Raw genomic sequence first — 17493 nt, 5'->3', positions numbered from 1 at the left:
TCGACGCTCTAGCTGTCGCTCTCGTGACTACTGCTGGAAAGTCGCGTCGGACCGGCTGTAACATTCAGTGTCCCCATTCTTATCGACGTGATGTGCCGGATGCGCGTAATTCCTAACAACCTCTCGAATCATCTGCTCGCGCTGAAGTGTGGACATGCTTGCCTTCTGCTTCGGGAATAACGACATTGCCGCCTTCGTGGCGTCCTCTTCGCCCAGAATAGCTTGTACGCTCTCGACGGCCTGACGGCAACGAGCAACGACCCCGTCATACTCGCCATTTAACAAATGCCGATTGGCGCTGTGTAACAGCTCGATTGCAGAACGTACCGGGGAAGATTCCTTGGCGCTAGGAAGATGAACTCCCAGCACAATCACGTCGCCATGACCAAGTTCACCTAGGACTCGCGACCAGTCACTCAGGCTCAGCCTGCAGACGATATCGTCAGTGATGACTTGCTGTCCATATTGAGAGGAATAGCCGGTGGCAACAAGGCTAAGGTTCAGTTCGACGTTTCCGCCTTTCCGTGCCTCCTCGATAGCGAACAACTGAGCATCACTCAGGGCAATGGAAAAAGTCTGATGGACGACACCGCCATGGGAACTGGGAGCTAACTGGACCGGATGGTCCGGATGAGCGCGGCCTAATTGGCCGGCACTCCCGGAGTCAGCCCTCAGGCTCAGAACTCCCCACACTACATTTGCAACAATTTGAACTTCCGCGCTTGCCCAAGGTGTCCTGTTGAATTCAACGTTTATTCGCAGAACACTTACCCCCAACCCCTGCATGCCGTTGATGTTGGTGATGCGCGCGTCCGCAATGACGCGGGAACTGTAGTTCAGGCTCATGCCGCTTTCCAATTAAGTGACTAGTATCGGTTCCGTCGCCGGGCCGCGAGTTCGGTGCGACTGCGTCGTGGGGAACAGGATGCGATACGGTCGAATATTCGCCTACCACCAACCCTGCTGGCGGCTGTGATAACTATAAGCGTGTGCGGACATACTCTGTGTCCAGGGCGTCGTCCTGCTCCAAAGCGCTCAAGCGAACGGGCGCCCTTCGACGCCTCAACATCGCAACAAAAAACTGCTCGATTCCAATGATGACTGCGAGCAAAGGCAGCTCATCGGATGTTTCCAGCGAAAACTGCTGCCATTGGCGGACATCGACGCTCGAAGGCGACGGGCATGTCTCAGGATGCGAATGCCACTCGCCCAGATATCCTGCCTCCCTACGCGACGCCTTCCACAGCTCAATCGCCTGTTCCTGATGTCCGAAGCTTTCTCGGACAAACGATGTGCGAGTGTCCTCGGCCAACAGGCCAGCCATGCCGACGAGTATCTTCCAGTTCGCGGGTAGCTCGGGAGCGGTAAACCCATGGTTCAACGCCGTCTTGCGCATCACCTCAGGGCAGATGCGGGGACGGAACTGGCCGAGCCACGCCGTCTCCTCTGGATTCCCACTCTCGTTTTTCCACTCGACCGCGTCGCCAGCTCCGCCGAAGCGCTCATAAAGCATTTTGTGACCCGCTTCGTGGTAGGCGGCGTTGCGGAGCTCTCTGGCAGCTATCTGTTCGTCCGTAAAGTCAATCATGTTCGTTGAATGTGGTCGGTGTCGTTAGACCAACGTATAGCCCAGTGAAAGGGCTGCGGTGCCGAAGGTGACCGGAAGCTAGAAAGAGGTCTCGTCAATGTGTTAGCGCGGGAACGTGCGACTCGCATGAATTGCCATGGATTGACGGCCGCGAGGCACTATCCGTGGGTGTCGACCCAGGCGCGTGCCCAGCCTAGTCCCGCGAGCTGAGCCTCTTCTTCCGTATCGAAAACACCGACTACCCCGGAGGCTTCAACCATCTTTGTGTCGCGGGTGATGGTCCCGCTGCCTGCGTATCGTTCAGGCGAAAGGATGTCCTCTTGCTGAAGTATGGCGTGACCGAAGATGCGGTATCCCTTGTAGCTTCCCGATTCCATCAGCGCACGACCTCAACATGCGAGCCGTGAGCATCAACGCGCAGCACATTCCCCTCGGGCGTTATCAGACGGGGAATTTCCGACACGTCAGGAGTAACGCGTCGCGTACCTGCACCGGCAGCTCCCTGCTTCACGGCCAGCTTCGTGGCGGTGGCCGGCGTGCGATGCGCCCGTGTTTTTAACAAATGGGGCACACGCCGCTTATGCGGAAGCGACTTCGGCGCGCCTGCTCCCTGAAGCAATCCACCCCGAGCTTCGGGCGGATTCCAGATTTCTATGTAGCGCTCACCTGCAAACGCGGACGAAGTACACGCCAGTAAAAGCAACCCGCATCCAACCAGTTTCACTATCGTTTCTCCTTGGTGACGCGCTTCAGTCTGTCGCTGCAGGATACATCCCCTCCGACGCACGACCCGTCGCAACCGTCACAGTAGTGGCGGTCGCGCACGGCGCCGTCAACCCGCCAGACATCCGTTTCCACCGGATTAGCGGTACCCACCGAGCGGCCATTTTCGCACGCAAAGAACGTCGGTTCCCCGGCTCGGCCGTGACGAATGGCTTCATCGATTTCCTGCTCGCCAAACGCAGATTTCATGCTGGCGACAAACGCTGCAATCTCGGGCATTGGATGGCTGGCCGGCTTGCGAACGCGCCTATCCATGAAGTTTCACCCCAAAAAAGTGTCTGTTCGCCGCTACGGAAATCCGTGTAGGATACTGTACATCCATACAGGTATTTTCGCAATCCAATGACTGTCCCGTCCCCCATTCCGGAAGCTATTCACCCGTCGCTATGGCGGGCGTCTCAGCTTGCGCGTGGCCGCGGCCGTACGGTCGAGACCGGATATGCGGCGCTGTCGGCCGAACTGCCTGGCGGTGGATGGCCCATTGGCGCGCTCATCGACCTGCTGGTCCAACAGGCCGGTGTGGGTGAAATGCGGCTGCTGCGTCCTGCGCTTAGCGAACTGGGCAAGCGACCAGTTGCGATGGTGCAGCCGCCGCACATTCCCAACGGGCTTGGCCTCGAGTACATCGGGCTGTCGCCAGAGCAACTGATGCAGATTCGGGCCTCGAAGACAGCGGACGCATTGTGGGCAGCAGAGCAGATTCTGCGCGCCGGCAGTTGCGGCGCATTGCTGTTCTGGGCGCAATATGTTCAGACCTCTTCGCTGCGTCGGCTGCATCTCGCAGCACAGTCTTCGGAAACGTTGTTCTTCATGGTCCGCCCACTGGCGGCAGCACAGGATGCTTCTCCAGCGGTTTTAAGACTGGCGCTCCGGCCGGAACGCGACGGTCTGACCGTCGACATTACGAAGCGACGAGGTCCAGCACGCGCAGAACCTCTGTCCATCCCACTTCAACCAACACCTGTCCTGTTTTCGCACCATGCGCGTATTTCTCGCCGTTCACCTGCCCCGGTTGCAACTCGAGGTCTTCCGACCCAAGTGGCTGCCTGAGCCCGCACACGGCTGCGTGGTCCTGGACAGGGACACGGTACTCATTGCAGACGGGGTAGCCAGGTCTGCGGGCGTGCGGGTTGGCATGAAGCGCGGCGGTGTGTTGACGCTCGCGCCGGAGGTAGAGATGTACGAGCGCGACCCCGGCCGTGAACATGCCGCGCAACGCGAAGTGGCAGTGGCGCTCATGCGGTTCTCACCCGATGTCGCTGTGCTCGAAGAGGCTGTTGTCGTAGTCGACATCGGCGCAAGCCTGCGTCTGTTTGGAGGATTGCTCGCTGTCTGCCGGCAGGCGAAAGCAATACTTGAAGCCATTGGACTGACCGCACGGATAAGTGCCGCGCCCACAGGGCAAGGCGCATGGCTGCTGGCAAAGCACCGGAGCCGGCGCGTACTCAAGATTGACTCACTTGAACGGCAACTTTCCGCTTTGCCACTGCTATCAGTACCGGAAGTTCGACCGTTCGCCGACTGGTTTACAGGGCTTGGCTGCGAGACCATAGCGGATGTCCGGCGGCTGCCGCGCGCGGGCCTGCAGCGCCGTTGCGGCGAACACCTGCTCGATTCGCTGGACCGCGCTTTCGGCACGGCGCCGGAGCTGTTTGACTGGCTGGAACTGCCCCCGACGTTTTCTGCACGCATCGAAATGCCGGACCGCATCGAGCATGCGGAAGCGGCGCTTTTCGGTGCCCATCGCCTTGTTGTGCAGCTTTGTGGCTGGCTTTGCGCGAAGCATCTGGCACTCACAGGCGCGACGCTTCTGCTTGAACACGAGCGCGGCAGGCAGGCGATAGACCCTACGCCAATCGAAATTGCACTGGGAGAGCCAACATGGCGCGAGGACCATCTTGTACGGCTCATCAAGGAACGCCTTGGCCGGATTGAACTGACTGCACCTGTCATCGCGCTGCGACTCGATGCATCGAACGTGCAACCGGCGGTACCAGCATCGGACACTCTGTTTCCGGAGCCCGGTGGCTCCGCAGAGGACCATGCCCGTCTCGTCGAATTGCTGGTCGCAAGGCTTGGCGAAGACAACGTACTCAGGCCAGCGCCAACGGCAGACTACCGACCGGAAATCGCGAACCGATGGGTGCCGGTCGGCAGCGCGTCGAAAAGCACCGCGCTTCCAGAGGGGCTCCCACGGCCAACCTGGCTGCTGGAAAAACCCGTGCGCCTGCTGATGCGGAAGCACCGGCCCTTCTATGGCTCACCGCTGCGCCTTGTGTCACCGGGAGAACGCATCGAGAGCGGGTGGTTCGACGGCGAACTCATGACGCGTGATTATTTCGTCGCTCAGGGCGAAGACCAGAGCTGTTTCTGGATATATCGTGAGCGCAAAAGCAGCCGCGACGCAGAAGAAGAGCAGCGCTGGTTCCTCCATGGACTGTTTGGATGACGCGCCATGGACACAACCTTCAACGTTCTGCCGGCGTACGCCGAGCTTTTCTGCTTTTCAAATTTCACGTTCCTGCACGGCGCTTCTCACGCAGAAGAACTGGCCGAGCGCGCGGCTCAACTCGGCTACTCGGGTCTGGCGATAACTGACGAATGCTCGCTCGCGGGTATCGTGCGGGCGCACGTCGCGGCCAAGGAAGCGAAGCTTCCGCTCGTCATCGGCTCGTACTTCCGGCTCGTCAATGCCGACGGCTCACCGGCGTTCGGTCTCATCCTCCTCGCCCAGAATCGTGAGGGATACGGGAATCTGTCCGAGCTGATTACGCTCGCACGTACGCGTGCGCCCAAAGGCCAATATCGGCTGACGCCACAGGACCTGTCGCGACCGGACCGGGAAAACAGCCACCAGCGCGGTATGCCCAACTGCCTTGTGATACTGGTTCCCAACTTTCCCGCGAAAGAGGATGTGCTCGATGCGCAGCTTGAGTGGCTCGACCAGACGTTTCCGGGGCGCGCCTGGTGCGGGCTGGTGCTGCATCAACGCGCGATGGATGACATTCACCGCGGCGCCGTTGAGTACGTTGCCGACAGGCACGGCATACCCGTCGTCGCGCTCGGCCACGTGGTGATGCACGTGCGCTCGCGCAAACCGTTGCAGGACACGTTGACGGCCATCCGTGTCGGCAGACCGGTGCACGAGTGTGGATACGACCTGGCTCCGAACGCAGAGCAGCATCTGCGGTCCCGGCTGCGACTCGCAAACCTCTATCCGGAGTACGCGCTCAGCGAGACGACCAACATCCTCGCGCATTGCAGTTTCTCGCTCGACGAGCTTCGGTACGAGTATCCCGACGAACTGGTACCACCCGGATTTACGCCTGCGGCCTATCTGCGCCAGGAGACATACGTCGGCGCACAGCGACGTTTCCCTTCAGGCATTCCTCACAACGTTCAGGAACAGATTGAACACGAACTTGAGCTGATTTCGGACCTGCAATATGAGCCTTATTTCCTCACGGTATATGACATCGTGCGGTTCGCGCGCAGCCAGCACATCCTGTGTCAGGGGCGTGGCTCGGCCGCCAATTCGGCTGTTTGTTACTGCCTGGGCGTGACCGAAGTCGACCCGGCGCGCGGCAATATGCTTTTCGAACGTTTCATTTCGAAGGAGCGCGGCGAGCCGCCAGATATCGACGTTGACTTCGAACATCAAAGGCGCGAGGAGGTTATCCAGTACATCTATCGCAAGTACGGTCGGGACCGTGCCGCAATTGCTGCGGCCGTATCGACATACCGTGCGCGCGGCGTGTTGCGGGAAACAGGCAAGGCGCTCGGTGTCGACATGCAGATAGTGGACGCGGTGGCGAAGTCGCATCAGTGGTTTGATAACCGTGCAGACCTGCTCAAGCGCTTTGAAGAGTTCGGGCTGAATCCGGAGACGCCTATCATTCGGGCGTGGGCATCACTGGCGGCGCAACTGTATGGCTTCCCCCGGCACCTGTCGCAGCACTCTGGTGGTTTTGTCATCAGTAGGGGAAAGCTCACGCGCCTCGTGCCCGTAGAAAATGCTGCCATGGCCGACCGCAGTGTTATCCAGTGGGATAAGGACGACCTCGAGTCACTGGGCCTCCTCAAGATTGATGTGCTGGCGCTCGGCATGTTGTCGGCTATCCGCCGCACACTTGACCTTGTCTCGGAGCAGCGTGGCGAGCGTTTTGAGATGCAGGATATTCCAGCAGAGGACCCACAGACCTATGAGATGATTTCCCGCGCGGACACCGTTGGCGTATTTCAAATCGAGTCGCGCGCGCAGATGTCGATGCTGCCACGATTGAAACCACGTACGTTCTATGACCTGGTTATCGAGGTTGCCATCGTCCGCCCTGGTCCGATTCAGGGTGGCGCCGTTCATCCGTATCTGCAGCGTCGCCAGGGATTCGAGCCGGTGATTTATCCCAGTGCGGCGCTTGAGACTGCATTGGGCCGCACGCTGGGCGTTCCTATTTTTCAGGAACAGGTGATGCAAGTGGCCATCCTGGCGGCCGGATTCACTGCCGGAGAAGCAGACCAGTTGCGAAGGGCGATGGCCGCCTGGAAGCGCAAAGGTGGTCTGGATAAATACTACGACCGCATCGTCAACGGCATGCTCGAGCGCGGGTACGACAAGACCTTCGCGGATGGCATCTTTCAGCAGATTCTCGGCTTCGGCGAGTACGGTTTTCCGGAGAGCCATGCGGCCAGCTTCGCGCTGCTGGTGTACGCGAGCAGCTGGCTAAAGCGTCACGAGCCGGAAGCGTTCCTCGCAGCGATGCTGAACTCCCAACCAATGGGCTTTTACTCGCCGTCGCAACTCGTTCAGGATGCGAAGCGCCATGGAGTCCAGGTACTGCCGGTGGATGTCACGATAAGTGGCTGGGGCTCGTCGCTTGAGCACGTAGATGGAGCTGCGAAACCAGCCGTCAGGCTTGGCTTGTCGTTGCTCCGAGGCATGCAAGACGGTGCCGCGGAGCGGATAGAGAATGCGCGAGCCGTGCGGCAGTTTACGACCGTGTCCGACCTCGCGCGCCGCGCGCAACTGGACCGTCACGACCTGCAGGTGCTTGCGGCGGCGAACGCACTGTCATCTCTTGCCGGAAATCGGCGCGAAGCGCTGTGGCAGTCGGTTGCCTCGGTGCCTGACAAAGACATGCTCTCGGTTGCGAAGGTTGAAGACGAAACACCAGAGCTGGGTGCGCCCTCCGAAGCGGAAGATATCGTCGGCGACTACCGGTCGATGGGGCTAACACTGGGACGACATCCTCTTGCACTACTGCGGCCTCAGTTGCTTGCCAACAAACTGATGCCAGCCTCAACGTTGCAGACCTATCGGAACGGCCGGCTCGCTCGCGGCTGCGGCATCGTCACCGTGCGTCAACGGCCAGAGACTGCAAAGGGCGTTATTTTTATCACCATTGAAGACGAGACGGGCAACGTCAATGTCATCGTCTGGCCCAAAGTGCTTGAGAAGCAGCGCAAGGAAGTCCTTGGCGCATCGTTACTCGGAGTGCTTGGCGTATGGCAGTGCGAAGGTGAGGTACGACATCTCGTGGCTCAACGCCTCATCGACATGTCGTATCTGCTCGGCGAACTGCCATCCATGAGCCGTAATTTCCATTGATTGCTCAATCCTGGGCATGAGACTGCCGCCAGGCACGCGTTGTTGTTTCAATCGATTCGTTTCAACACACGAATACATCCCTAGTTCATCGACTCAAAGACGACGCGCTATGGCAGTCACTCGTTGTTGAGCTGACTGCCCGCGAGGTGGGATTATCATGGAGACGCAAACCGGAGGTTCACATGTGCTATTCGGCTCAGATTCTGGCTGACTACCGCAAGTTCGTGCGGATGTTTGGTGCGACGATGAGCATCAAGGAATTCGCGCGCCTGTTTTTCGAGCGAGCGGAGGGCAGCAAAGCGAAAATACCGAAAGCTATGGAAGACGCGTTTTCGGAGCCTCAGTCTGATGCCGAGCGCGAGGTGAAGGCTCTTATCGACCGGTTTAATGCGGAGCAGGCGACCAAACTTGAACAGGACCTGTTCAAGCAACGTAAGCGGCTAGCGGACGCGGAACGTTCACTCCGGACAAAAGTGACCAAGGCAGCCGCCGAGAGTGAGCGGATTGCCACCGACAAAATTGCGTGGACCCTCGGTAAGCTTGATGACATTCAACGAACCGAACCAAAGGCCCGTGACTCGCGGATATTTCCCGGCCACTATGCGCCCGTCATGGTGATGGAAGATGGCCAACGCGTCATCAAACCGATGCGCTATCAATGCCGCATTGCTGGCAAACCGGCGTCGTATGACGTCAAATTCCCCGGCACCTATAACGCCCGAATAGATAACCTGGAAGGTTTTTGGAAGCCTCTGTTCGGTTACTCGCACGGCATCCTTGTAGCCAGCGCCTTTTATGAAAACGTCGGCCGCGCCAAGATGGAGGGGCGTGAGCTTGCTGAAGGCGAGAAAGATGAAAATGTCATTTTGGAGTTTCACCCTATTCCTGCGCACGACATGCTCATCGCATGCCTGTGGTCCCGTTGGTCCGCGCCGGGTGAACCTGACTTGTTGTCCTTTGCTGCCATTACAGATGAGCCGCCTCCGGAAGTTGCGGCGGCGGGGCATAACCGATGCATCATTCCAATAAAGCCAGAGAACGTCGATGCGTGGCTGAGTCCGGATGCGTCGGACTTGGCGGCACTGTACGCGATACTTGACGACAGGGACCGGCCGTACTACGAGCACCGGCTGGCTGCTTAACGCAAAGATGCGGCTCCGGGCCCTATTGAGTGACAGGGAATCTTCGTCGAACGTCTTTCCTGCAGCGACGCACCTTAAGGTGTTCCATCACGAGCTGTCAGCAGCAACGCGTCTAATGCGCTCCTTGCGTCTTGACGATGCGAACAGTGCCGACAACCACGCGGAGCGCCGCGGCGGTCGCACCGCCCACCAAGGCTACGTGAGCGCCACCTTGCCCGTAGGCTGCGGACACGCGCCAGCGACACCGGCCCTCATGCGCAGCCCGCGTAGTCCTGCTGGCCCCACACAACTCAGAAAGCATGCGCGATTCCGACTACCACCGCGAGTTGGTTGGCGCCGGTCGCGACTGGGGTGGTCGACCCTGTCGCACTCAAGGCAGACTTCGCGCTGTTGATGACGTACGTGGCATCCGCGTACAGTGTGGTGCGCTTGGATAACAGGTAGTCTGCGTTGACGCCTGAACTGATGGCATGCGCCGAAACCGTCCGAAATGCATGATAGTACGACCCCGCCGAAACTTGAAACGCCGGCGTTATCTTATAGCGAAGGCCTCCAAATGCCATGGTCTGCGGCGGTGACGCCGCGAACGTAGCGGCAATGTCGTTCAGAAGGAGTTCGTAACCAGCGTACAGGGTCGCATTGCCGATAGTCCACGAACCGCCCGCGAGATAGCGCCGCTCGCTGTCGCCGGACGAGGCAACACTCGTCCCTTGGCGTTGCTCATAAACGAAGGTCAGGTTAAATGGACCCTGGCGATACCGGCCACCAATATCAAATTGCTTGCCAACGCGGAACTCTCCCGGCACCTGGGCACCATTCGCAATCGTCGAATCGTAGCCAAAACTGTAGAGCGCGTTCAGCTCGAACGGACCGGCGTGCCCCAGATACTCGAGCGCGTTATCGGCCCGTCCAACAAACTGCGCATCCTGGGCCGATAAGCCATAGCTGGAGTAGTTGAGAGGGTCGAGCGCCAGGAAGAAGCGGTACATAGGCGTCATCTGCCGGCCAGCCATCACCGCACCGAACTTATCGCTCTCCAGGCCAACGAACGCCTGGCGGCCGAACAACCGTCCTCCCTGCTGCAAAGTACCGTTATTCGTTGCGAAGCCCGATTCGAGCGTGAATATCGAGCGCAGACCTGCCCCAAGGTCTTCCTTGCCAGTGAAACCCCAACGAGAATTCATGCGATTGCCGGTGTCAACACGAAACAGATTACCGGAGCCTTGCTTGGCTGCATGGGTGACGTACTCGACGCCAGAGTCAAGAATGCCGTAGAGCGTTACCGAGGACTGAGCGTGAGCTGCAATAGTTGCCGACGAGCATATCGTAGCAGCGAGAACTGTCCTCAACAGTCGCGTACCGTGATTCGATTTCAACCTAGTCTCCTTACTGTAAGTAGTGGTACTAATGAAATATTCTGACAACACGCCGATTTTGCTATTTGCATCCGACCGCGCGGGCCGAATTAGACCTGTGCGATGCGTTTGCTCACGAACAGCATCGCTACAAGACCGATGACCGGCCCGATGGCGAGCGTAACAACTGCAAGCACAATTGAATGTGTGCCGCCATAGACGTGTCCGACAGCCAGAGGAGACACAGCGCTACCCATTTGCCAAATGGCGTTAGTCCATCCAGCGCTCGCTCCAGCCAGACGTTTTCCGGATGCGTCGCTCACCTGTGCCATGAGCACCGGTAGGTAACCATATGAAAACGCGCCAAGAACCGGAGCGACGATATAAAACTGCGTGACAGTCGAGCACATGCCGAACACCACAAGAGTGATGGCAAACGCGACCAGAACCAGAATGGACATGAGCCGACGCGAGATTCCAGGCAGGTCGGAAATCCAACCGAGCGTGGGTTTCGCAATGACCGCGCCGATGCCGAAAGACGCGATAATCGACCCAGCCACGACAGGAGAAATACCGTATTGCCGCGTCATCAGTGCATTTCCCCATGCGCCGAAGCCAACAGTCGCCCAGAGACCGCCGCAACCAGCAATGGAAAGAAAAATCAGATTGCGATTGCGCAAGAGGCCAAGCATCTCTTTCGGACTGTTGCGAGCCGGAGCTCGCTCGCCAACCGGGCGATTCTTGAGAAACAGAAGCGAGACGATGCCCCAGGCGAACGTGGCAATGCCGAGCATGCGAAACGCGCTGGCCCAGCCGTACTGTGCGGAAATAGTGGGCACGATTGCATTGGCGAGGACCACGGCGAGCGATGTTGCCGTGGTGTAAATGCCCATTGCTCGACCGCGGTCTCGCGTGAACCACGCAGGAATCACCTTCATCCCGGCCGAATAGTCAGCTCCGGCTGCAAAGCCCATTGCCAGTTGAATCAGAATGCCCACCGTCAACGAGGTCGTCTCGCCAAAGAAGAACGTGAAGACACCCAGCGGAAGCAAGGCGAGCGTCATCATGGCCCGACCGCCGAGAAAATCGGTCAGCATGCCTCCGATGATGTTTGCAACCACGTATCCGGCATAGAACGCCGTAACAAAGGCACCAAGTAGCGACACCTTGATACCGAGCGATGCGCCAACAGGCGCTGCGACCGTGCTCCATGCGACGCGGTCGACGTAGCTGAGAAGAAATGCTGCCCACACGATGAACAGAGCAACCCAGCGGTAGGGGCTCGCCGCCGTTTCACGGACGCTTGACGCGGCCCAGTCCGCGCCCGATGCGTTAGTCGATGACGTCAGGTTTTTTCCCACGACTCCTCCATGCACGGCGTGCGTACGCCGCCCGTTTTCTTATTCCGTTTTGACATCCGGCAACTAAGGCGCGCCGGGCGTGTGTTGCGGGGTTGCAGCGTTACAGGTCCAGCACAAGTCTCCTGGACTTCGAGCGCGAGCAGCACGGTAGAAACTGGTCGTTTCGCGACTGCTCTTCCGGAGATAGAAACAGGTCTCGATGTTCCGGCTCGCCGTCGAGAACGCGGGTAAGGCAGGTTCCACAAATGCCCTGCTCGCACGAAACGGGTACGTCAACTCCAGCGTCCGCGAGCGCCTGCGTCACCGTGCGGTCTGCGGGGATGGTCACCGTCTTTCCAGTGCTTGCAAGGCATACTTCAAAGCTGCCATCGGCCGACGTGTCGACGGTGGGAGCCGAGAAGAACTCGTAATGCATTCGACTCTCTGGCCACCCGCTCGCACGCGCCGCATCAAGCACCGCGTTCATGAAGCCTTGCGGCCCGCAGACATAGAGATGCGTGTCCGGGGTTGCGTCTTTGAGTAGCGCATCAAGACGAAGGCGTTGGTGCTCATCCTCGTCGTCGAAGTGATAGTGAACGCGCTCAGCCCAGGACGCGTCCGCGAGCCGCTGGAGGAAAGCCGCACGCGAGCGCGAGCGTGCACAGTAGTGCAGTTCGAAATCTTTACCGGTACGGTCGAGGTGCTGTGCCATGCAAAGCAACGGAGTGAGCCCGATGCCCCCGGCCAGCATCAGGTGCTCCGCAGGAACGGACGCGAGCGCGAAGTGATTGCGAGGCATACTGACGCTCAGTTCGTCCCCTTCGCTAACTGCGTCGTGCATACCTGCCGAACCACCTCGCGACTGCTCTTCGCGTAACACGGCAATTAGATAACGCGAGCGTTCGTGGGGCGCGCTGCAAAGCGAATACTGCCGCACATGCCCCGTTGGCAAATGGACATCGATGTGTGAGCCAGCATCGAACGCCGGCAAATCGCGACCGTCCAAACTTGCGAATTCAAAACTGACGATGCCGTCAGCCTCGATATTGCGCCGCGCAACTCGCACCATTATTGTGGAATTCTTCATGGCCACCACCGTCACATAATCGACAAGCCGCCGTCGACCATCAGCGTGGTGCCGGTGATAAACGATGCCTCATCGCTCGCAAGCCACAGAATCGGCCATGCGACTTCCTCAGGAGACGCCCAACGTCCCAACAACGACGTGTCTTGCCTTTGTGTTTTGAGCACCTCTACACTCTTTCCAGCAGCCTGCGCCCGATTGACGTGAAAATCAGTTAGCGTCGAGCCCGGGCATATTGCGTTGGCACGGACACCGTGTGCAGCCTCCTCGAAGGCAAGCGTGCGAGTCATGGCGAGCATGCCAGCCTTCGTTGCATCGTAGAGGCCCATGCCCTTGCGGCCGGTGACCGCGTAACAGGACGATACGTTGACAATGCTCGCCGAACCCGCCGCACGCATCAACGGCAAAGCAGCCCTGCAGTAGTTCGAGGTGCCCACCAGATTCACTGACACCATGCTTTGCCATTCCTCCGGCGTCGCGTCGGCGAGCGCGCTGTAGTTACGCATCGCGGCATTGTTGACGAGCACGTCAAGCCGGCCGAATACACGTTCGGCAAGCTCGACGGCCGCAACAGCCTGGTCGGCGCTCGCCACGTCAGCGACATACGTTTCAATCCTTGCTGCGGCGTCCCGGCTGAGCAGGTCGTCTGCGACGTTCGCGAGCGCTTGTGGATTTGCGTCGATGAGGACGACCGCAGCGCCTTCGTCACAGAACACACGTGCGGTGGAAGCACCAATGCCGCCTCCGCCGCCCGTAATCAGCGCGACTCTGTCTCTTAGTCTTGAACCTTGCATCTCACGCCGGCGCGGTGCCGGCCTCCTTATGCAGAGTTGAATAATGAGCAATGAGCTCGCTTAGATGGAGTAAATCGGCTGGCCCTTGCCATCCGAAAGATGGATGACAGCCCACTCTTGCGGTTTCTGGTCGCGCGGGAGCAAGGCGCCGGCCGCGCGCACGCGCTGCTGGTCTGCATCGATTGCGGGCGGGTCGGTGTCAACCTGCAACGCGGTAGCCGCTTCATAGAGCATGCGTCGAGCCATTACGATGGCGCGGTCCGTCGGCAACAGCTTCTCCTTGCTGTGGTCCTGAATGGGGCCCATGCTTTCCTGCAGCGACGCGTCCTGCATCGCGAAGCCGAAGACGCCTGAATATGCGCGCTTGTCCTTTTGGGCCTGACGGTCAATCAGATAGTCGTTGTTCTTGTTCGCCCTCGGACGGAACGTGCCCGGCTCGTATTCGCAGTGAATGCCCTTACCTGCGTTCAGGTCGCTCATCTCTTCCTCGGACAACGGACGGTCCGGACGGAAGTTGATACTCCACGCCCAGCAGGTGTGGTCGTCAATCGGCACCCAGACGTGACCTGCTAGCGAGTGGTCGCCAAACGGCGGAATGAGCGTGTACCACGGGAAGAGGTACTGCGTGATTCGCCAGTAGTAAGAATCGGGCTCGCCATTGCGACGCCCGAAGAGCCTGAGGCCGAACGGCTGTTTCTCGATTTCGAAGATGACGTTCCCATCCGCCTTGATGTACTCGAGCGCTTTGGTGCCTTGGTGCATCGGGTCTTCGTCGACTTCGTAGCGGTGCACGTACGAGACGTGGCTCGTGTCGATGCCGCCTTCCATAGCTTGCAGATAGTTGGACTCCTGCAGACGTTTGGAAACGAATACGTGGTCCGCCGGCAGGTTGCACCATTCGAGGTCCGGCGGTGCCGGTTGCTTGTCTTTAGGGCCCATGTAAGCCCAGACAATGCCGGCGCGCTCGATACACGGGTATGCCGTGATGCTCATGTGCTTGCACGCTTGCGGCGCGGACGGCACCTCGACGCAGTTTCCATTTCGGTCGAATTTGAGGCCGTGATACGAGCAGCGGATGCCGTTCTCCTCGTTGCGCCCGAAATAGAGGGACACACCGCGATGCGAACAGAACTCGTCAATCAGCGCCGCATTGCCGTCGGAATCCCGAAACGCCAGCAACTTTTCTCCAAGGATTTGCACGCGCACCGGCGGGCAGTCTGGCTCCGCAATTTCGCTTACCAGCAGAATCGGCACCCAGTAGCGCCGCATCAGGTTACCCATTGCTGTGCCGGGACCAGTGCGCACAAGCGTTTCCGACATGTTCTTGTCCATGCTCAAACTCCAAATCGTATGTGGGTTGTCCGTCTGATGAGATTGTGTTCTCATTCTACGGACACGAGATTTGAAGTCAAGCATCGCCGACTAGGTAGTTTCTCTACAATGGCGCAGACGGCATTGCCCAAGGGGACAGCGGAACATGGAAGAAAAAAAGGGGCACGAGAGCGTTCGTGCGGTTGAGCGAGCTTTAGAAATACTTTTGGCGTTCAGGCCGGGAGATGAATCTCTAACCGTCGCTGAATTGCTCGGGCGAGTGAACCTTAGCCGTCCGACGTTGTATCGGCTGCTAAACACATTGGAGCAGGCCGGGTTCCTTGCATCGTCAGGTGAACCGCAGCGGTTCCACCTGGGAAGCTCGGTGGCTCAATTAGCCCACGTCTGGCTAAGCGAACACAGAATCGCCGAGCTGGCGCAGCCGGTGCTGCGCAACCTCTGGGAAGCGACATCCGAGACCGTGGCTCTGTTTGTTCCAGACGACACGTATCGACTTTGCGTGGCGGAACTCGAGAGTCATCAGCCGCTTAGTTTTCGGCGCGGTGTCGGATACCGCGAAAAGCTCGTGCGCGGCGCCAGCGGCCGCACCATTCTTGCGCAGATGCGACTCACACCAGACGAACTAACGCGTTATCTCGTCGACCCTACCCAGGATGTGTCGGGGTTGATTCAAGACATCGAACAAATCCGTTTAAAAGGGTTTGGTACGAGTCACCACGAATTGATTGATGGCGCCGTCGCTGTGGCGGCACCTTTCTTCAACGGGGCCAATCAAGTCGCAGGCTCGCTATGCATCTTTGGTCCGAGCGTCCGGGTCACCGAGCAGCGGGTCGAACAGTTCGCAGAGTTGCTCAAGCGTGCAACCGTCGCTCTATCTCGGCTTCTCGGCCAGCAAGTGTCCTGAGAATTTGGGACCATGGCCCAACATGGACAGCCTCATTGCACAGTTCAAACCTGAAGGCAATGTACGCGATACTTGATGACAGAGTCCGGCCGTACTATGAGCATCGGCTCGCGGCATAGTGATTGGCCGGGCGAACATCGGTGGTGGCGGGGACGGTGCGCACATCGGTGGTCGTGGCATTGGCGGCAGCGTCGTCGTGATTGTCGCGTACTGACTTACTGACGCACCCCGACGAAGCAAGGCGCCTGCTCGCTCAGGCACTTTGTATTTCAGCGCCAGGTCGCGGAACGCCTCACTTGCGCTAGACTGGCTTGAGCAACCGGAAGGAGACCTGGATGATACGCAAGACGCTCAATGCTTCGCAGCTACAGCAGGAGGTCAACCGGCGAATCCATCGACTGCAGGAAATCGTCGAGGATGGCGTGAAGATTCGTGTGCCGCGGCCGCAGTTGCAAGAGCCTGACAAGACAGGCTGCAACTGGAACATGACTCACTTCGGCAACGCGGTCGGCTTCGAGCGCGACATCGCGGGCGTGCTCAAGGCCGTGCGTGCGGAATACAACCTCAATACCGAAGTGAAAGACACCGGTAACCCGTTTGGGGACTAACCGCGAAAGACATCGATTCGTTGTTCGTTTTTGATGGCGTGGGCACTAATGGTGCGCTTAACTCAACTGGTCTACCCTGCGACGCCCCGTCGCAGATATTCCTCGCTTTGAAACCTATGCTTTCTACGAGCACCGACTTGCCGCATGTCGCTCGAAATTGCCGACAACTGACGAATGGACCTTTGGATTCAACCCAGCGCGCAGTGCGCTGACTTGTACGGTACCCGGGCCGGCCGCGTACGGGCTTTGATTGCGAATGGTAAAGATTGGAGCTAGTTACCGATTGCGGGCGGCGCCGACAATGCCTTTGCTATCAATGACGGCGCACGGGGACTTCGGCGATTGCTCAAAGTACGGCATTCAGAAGCCAAGAGCCATCTGACTTGATGAATTCGTATGTGAGACCTTGGCTCTCGCCGCTCTCTTGGCTGTAGTAGACGGCCCTAAACGTGAATGCATTCAGGGACTTCTGCGTCCACGAATCCGTTCGCAATACGCTCAAACAGCGGTTCTTTGGGGCATACCTCATGCTGCTGTACGGCGCCGGGATATAGCCATTTCCAAGTTGCGCAGACGTATACATGCTAAGGACCCGAGAAGCGTTCCACTCGTGATAGCAGGCTGATTTCGACATCACAGCCACTAGCACAGGCTGCGCCGAACCAACCATGCTGCGCAGCCCAGCATCCCTTGAAGATAGCGATGCGCTAATGGCGTCGCGCATCTGTCCTTGTTGTTCGACCGACAGCGATGGTCCGAACATCGCAGGCGTGCCGTTACCGTTCGGAGCGATTGCCTGATTAACTTGGCTGAGTCCGTTGTTCAGACTTTGCAGAGCTGCGCCCGTCTCGGCGCAACCTGCGCATGCGACCGCAACAGCGGCCAGAGCAAAATGCGACTTCACGCGTTGGTCCTTTTCTATGAGTTTCGACCTCTGGTTATCGGCTAGCTCGACCTG

The 17493-nt window shown here is 58.8% G+C and carries 17 protein-coding genes; 6 read left to right on the top strand and 11 right to left on the bottom strand.

The genetic code is table 11. The annotated features are described in order from the left end of the window. Positions 1 to 27 precede the first annotated feature (27 nt). From AC07WT_RS00195 to AC07WT_RS00175, 5 genes are all read right to left on the bottom strand, one after another. On the bottom strand, positions 28 to 846 hold the full coding sequence (locus AC07WT_RS00195; RefSeq protein WP_494945623.1) for a hypothetical protein: 819 nt from the start codon (positions 844 to 846) through the stop codon (positions 28 to 30). 133 nt (positions 847 to 979) lie between these two features. After that, positions 980 to 1588 (bottom strand): Mov34/MPN/PAD-1 family protein, encoded by a 609-nt coding sequence (locus AC07WT_RS00190; protein WP_494945622.1) that lies wholly within the window; start codon positions 1586 to 1588, stop codon positions 980 to 982. Positions 1589 to 1746: 158 nt separating this feature from the next. Next, positions 1747 to 1965 (bottom strand): hypothetical protein, encoded by a 219-nt coding sequence (locus AC07WT_RS00185; RefSeq protein WP_494945621.1) that lies wholly within the window; start codon positions 1963 to 1965, stop codon positions 1747 to 1749. Next, complete coding sequence (locus AC07WT_RS00180) at positions 1965 to 2291, bottom strand: hypothetical protein (RefSeq protein ID WP_494948354.1); 327 nt, start codon at positions 2289 to 2291, stop codon at positions 1965 to 1967. Before AC07WT_RS00180 ends, AC07WT_RS00185 begins: the two co-directional genes overlap by 1 nt. Positions 2292 to 2311: 20 nt before the next feature. After that, the gene (locus tag AC07WT_RS00175; protein ID WP_494945620.1) at positions 2312 to 2626 is read right to left on the bottom strand and encodes a hypothetical protein; all 315 of its coding nucleotides are present in this window, start codon (positions 2624 to 2626) and stop codon (positions 2312 to 2314) included. Positions 2627 to 2713: 87 nt separating this feature from the next. Between AC07WT_RS00175 and imuA the strand changes: the two genes are divergently transcribed. The 4 genes from imuA to AC07WT_RS00155 all read left to right on the top strand — a co-directional run bounded on the left by imuA (position 2714) and on the right by AC07WT_RS00155 (position 9118). Beyond that, a complete protein-coding gene (gene imuA, locus AC07WT_RS00170; protein ID WP_494945619.1) occupies positions 2714 to 3421 on the top strand; it encodes a translesion DNA synthesis-associated protein ImuA in 708 nt (235 codons plus the stop codon). Then, positions 3351 to 4820: a Y-family DNA polymerase gene (locus AC07WT_RS00165; RefSeq protein WP_494945618.1), complete on the top strand. Its 1470-nt coding sequence runs from the start codon at positions 3351 to 3353 to the stop codon at positions 4818 to 4820. Before imuA ends, AC07WT_RS00165 begins: the two co-directional genes overlap by 71 nt. Before the next feature lie 6 nt (positions 4821 to 4826). After that, a complete protein-coding gene (locus AC07WT_RS00160; protein ID WP_494945617.1) occupies positions 4827 to 7976 on the top strand; it encodes an error-prone DNA polymerase in 3150 nt (1049 codons plus the stop codon). Between the two features lie 182 nt (positions 7977 to 8158). Continuing rightward, a complete protein-coding gene (locus tag AC07WT_RS00155) occupies positions 8159 to 9118 on the top strand; it encodes an SOS response-associated peptidase family protein (RefSeq protein ID WP_494945616.1) in 960 nt (319 codons plus the stop codon). 290 nt (positions 9119 to 9408) lie between these two features. On the opposite strand, the gene AC07WT_RS00150 is transcribed toward AC07WT_RS00155, so the two are convergent. From AC07WT_RS00150 to AC07WT_RS00130, 5 genes are all read right to left on the bottom strand, one after another. Next, positions 9409 to 10494: a porin gene (locus AC07WT_RS00150; protein WP_494945615.1), complete on the bottom strand. Its 1086-nt coding sequence runs from the start codon at positions 10492 to 10494 to the stop codon at positions 9409 to 9411. 89 nt (positions 10495 to 10583) lie between these two features. After that, entirely contained in the window at positions 10584 to 11834 is a 1251-nt protein-coding gene (locus AC07WT_RS00145; protein WP_494945614.1) for an MFS transporter, read from the bottom strand. A gap of 100 nt (positions 11835 to 11934) precedes the next feature. Then, positions 11935 to 12900 carry a PDR/VanB family oxidoreductase gene (locus AC07WT_RS00140; protein ID WP_494945613.1) on the bottom strand — a complete coding sequence of 322 codons (966 nt, stop codon included), beginning with the start codon at positions 12898 to 12900 and terminating at the stop codon, positions 11935 to 11937. Between the two features lie 11 nt (positions 12901 to 12911). Continuing rightward, entirely contained in the window at positions 12912 to 13691 is a 780-nt protein-coding gene (locus AC07WT_RS00135) for an SDR family NAD(P)-dependent oxidoreductase (protein ID WP_494945612.1), read from the bottom strand. A 60-nt stretch (positions 13692 to 13751) separates the two neighbouring features. After that, positions 13752 to 15023 carry a Rieske 2Fe-2S domain-containing protein gene (locus AC07WT_RS00130; RefSeq protein WP_494945611.1) on the bottom strand — a complete coding sequence of 424 codons (1272 nt, stop codon included), beginning with the start codon at positions 15021 to 15023 and terminating at the stop codon, positions 13752 to 13754. A 145-nt stretch (positions 15024 to 15168) separates the two neighbouring features. On the opposite strand from AC07WT_RS00130, the gene AC07WT_RS00125 reads away from it, so the two are divergent. Both AC07WT_RS00125 and AC07WT_RS00120 read left to right on the top strand, forming a co-directional pair. After that, positions 15169 to 15927 carry an IclR family transcriptional regulator gene (locus AC07WT_RS00125; protein ID WP_494945610.1) on the top strand — a complete coding sequence of 253 codons (759 nt, stop codon included), beginning with the start codon at positions 15169 to 15171 and terminating at the stop codon, positions 15925 to 15927. Between the two features lie 335 nt (positions 15928 to 16262). Continuing rightward, entirely contained in the window at positions 16263 to 16535 is a 273-nt protein-coding gene (locus AC07WT_RS00120) for a hypothetical protein (RefSeq protein WP_494945609.1), read from the top strand. 346 nt (positions 16536 to 16881) lie between these two features. On the opposite strand, the gene AC07WT_RS00115 is transcribed toward AC07WT_RS00120, so the two are convergent. Next, a complete protein-coding gene (locus AC07WT_RS00115) occupies positions 16882 to 17439 on the bottom strand; it encodes a hypothetical protein (protein WP_494945608.1) in 558 nt (185 codons plus the stop codon). Positions 17440 to 17493: the final 54 nt, after the last annotated feature.

The sequence above is a fragment of the Paraburkholderia sp. GW821-FHT02A12 genome, assembly GCF_059422005.1.
The sequence above is the reverse complement of the archived record's forward strand: the minus strand, read 5'-3'. Positions and strand labels throughout refer to the sequence as shown.

Bases quoted from the DNA above. Each gene is read 5' to 3' on its own strand.
- AC07WT_RS00195 (WP_494945623.1), bottom strand. From the start codon at position 846: ATGAGCCTGAACTACAGTTCCCGCGTCATTGCGGACGCGCGCATCACC.
- AC07WT_RS00190 (WP_494945622.1), bottom strand. From the start codon at position 1,588: ATGATTGACTTTACGGACGAACAGATAGCTGCCAGAGAGCTCCGCAAC.
- AC07WT_RS00185 (WP_494945621.1), bottom strand. From the start codon at position 1,965: ATGGAATCGGGAAGCTACAAGGGATACCGCATCTTCGGTCACGCCATA.
- AC07WT_RS00175 (WP_494945620.1), bottom strand. From the start codon at position 2,626: ATGGATAGGCGCGTTCGCAAGCCGGCCAGCCATCCAATGCCCGAGATT.
- imuA (WP_494945619.1), top strand. From the start codon at position 2,714: ATGACTGTCCCGTCCCCCATTCCGGAAGCTATTCACCCGTCGCTATGG.
- AC07WT_RS00165 (WP_494945618.1), top strand. From the start codon at position 3,351: ATGCGCGTATTTCTCGCCGTTCACCTGCCCCGGTTGCAACTCGAGGTC.
- AC07WT_RS00160 (WP_494945617.1), top strand. From the start codon at position 4,827: ATGGACACAACCTTCAACGTTCTGCCGGCGTACGCCGAGCTTTTCTGC.
- AC07WT_RS00155 (WP_494945616.1), top strand. From the start codon at position 8,159: ATGTGCTATTCGGCTCAGATTCTGGCTGACTACCGCAAGTTCGTGCGG.
- AC07WT_RS00140 (WP_494945613.1), bottom strand. From the start codon at position 12,900: ATGAAGAATTCCACAATAATGGTGCGAGTTGCGCGGCGCAATATCGAG.
- AC07WT_RS00135 (WP_494945612.1), bottom strand. From the start codon at position 13,691: ATGCAAGGTTCAAGACTAAGAGACAGAGTCGCGCTGATTACGGGCGGC.
- AC07WT_RS00130 (WP_494945611.1), bottom strand. From the start codon at position 15,023: ATGGACAAGAACATGTCGGAAACGCTTGTGCGCACTGGTCCCGGCACA.
- AC07WT_RS00125 (WP_494945610.1), top strand. From the start codon at position 15,169: ATGGAAGAAAAAAAGGGGCACGAGAGCGTTCGTGCGGTTGAGCGAGCT.
- AC07WT_RS00120 (WP_494945609.1), top strand. From the start codon at position 16,263: ATGATACGCAAGACGCTCAATGCTTCGCAGCTACAGCAGGAGGTCAAC.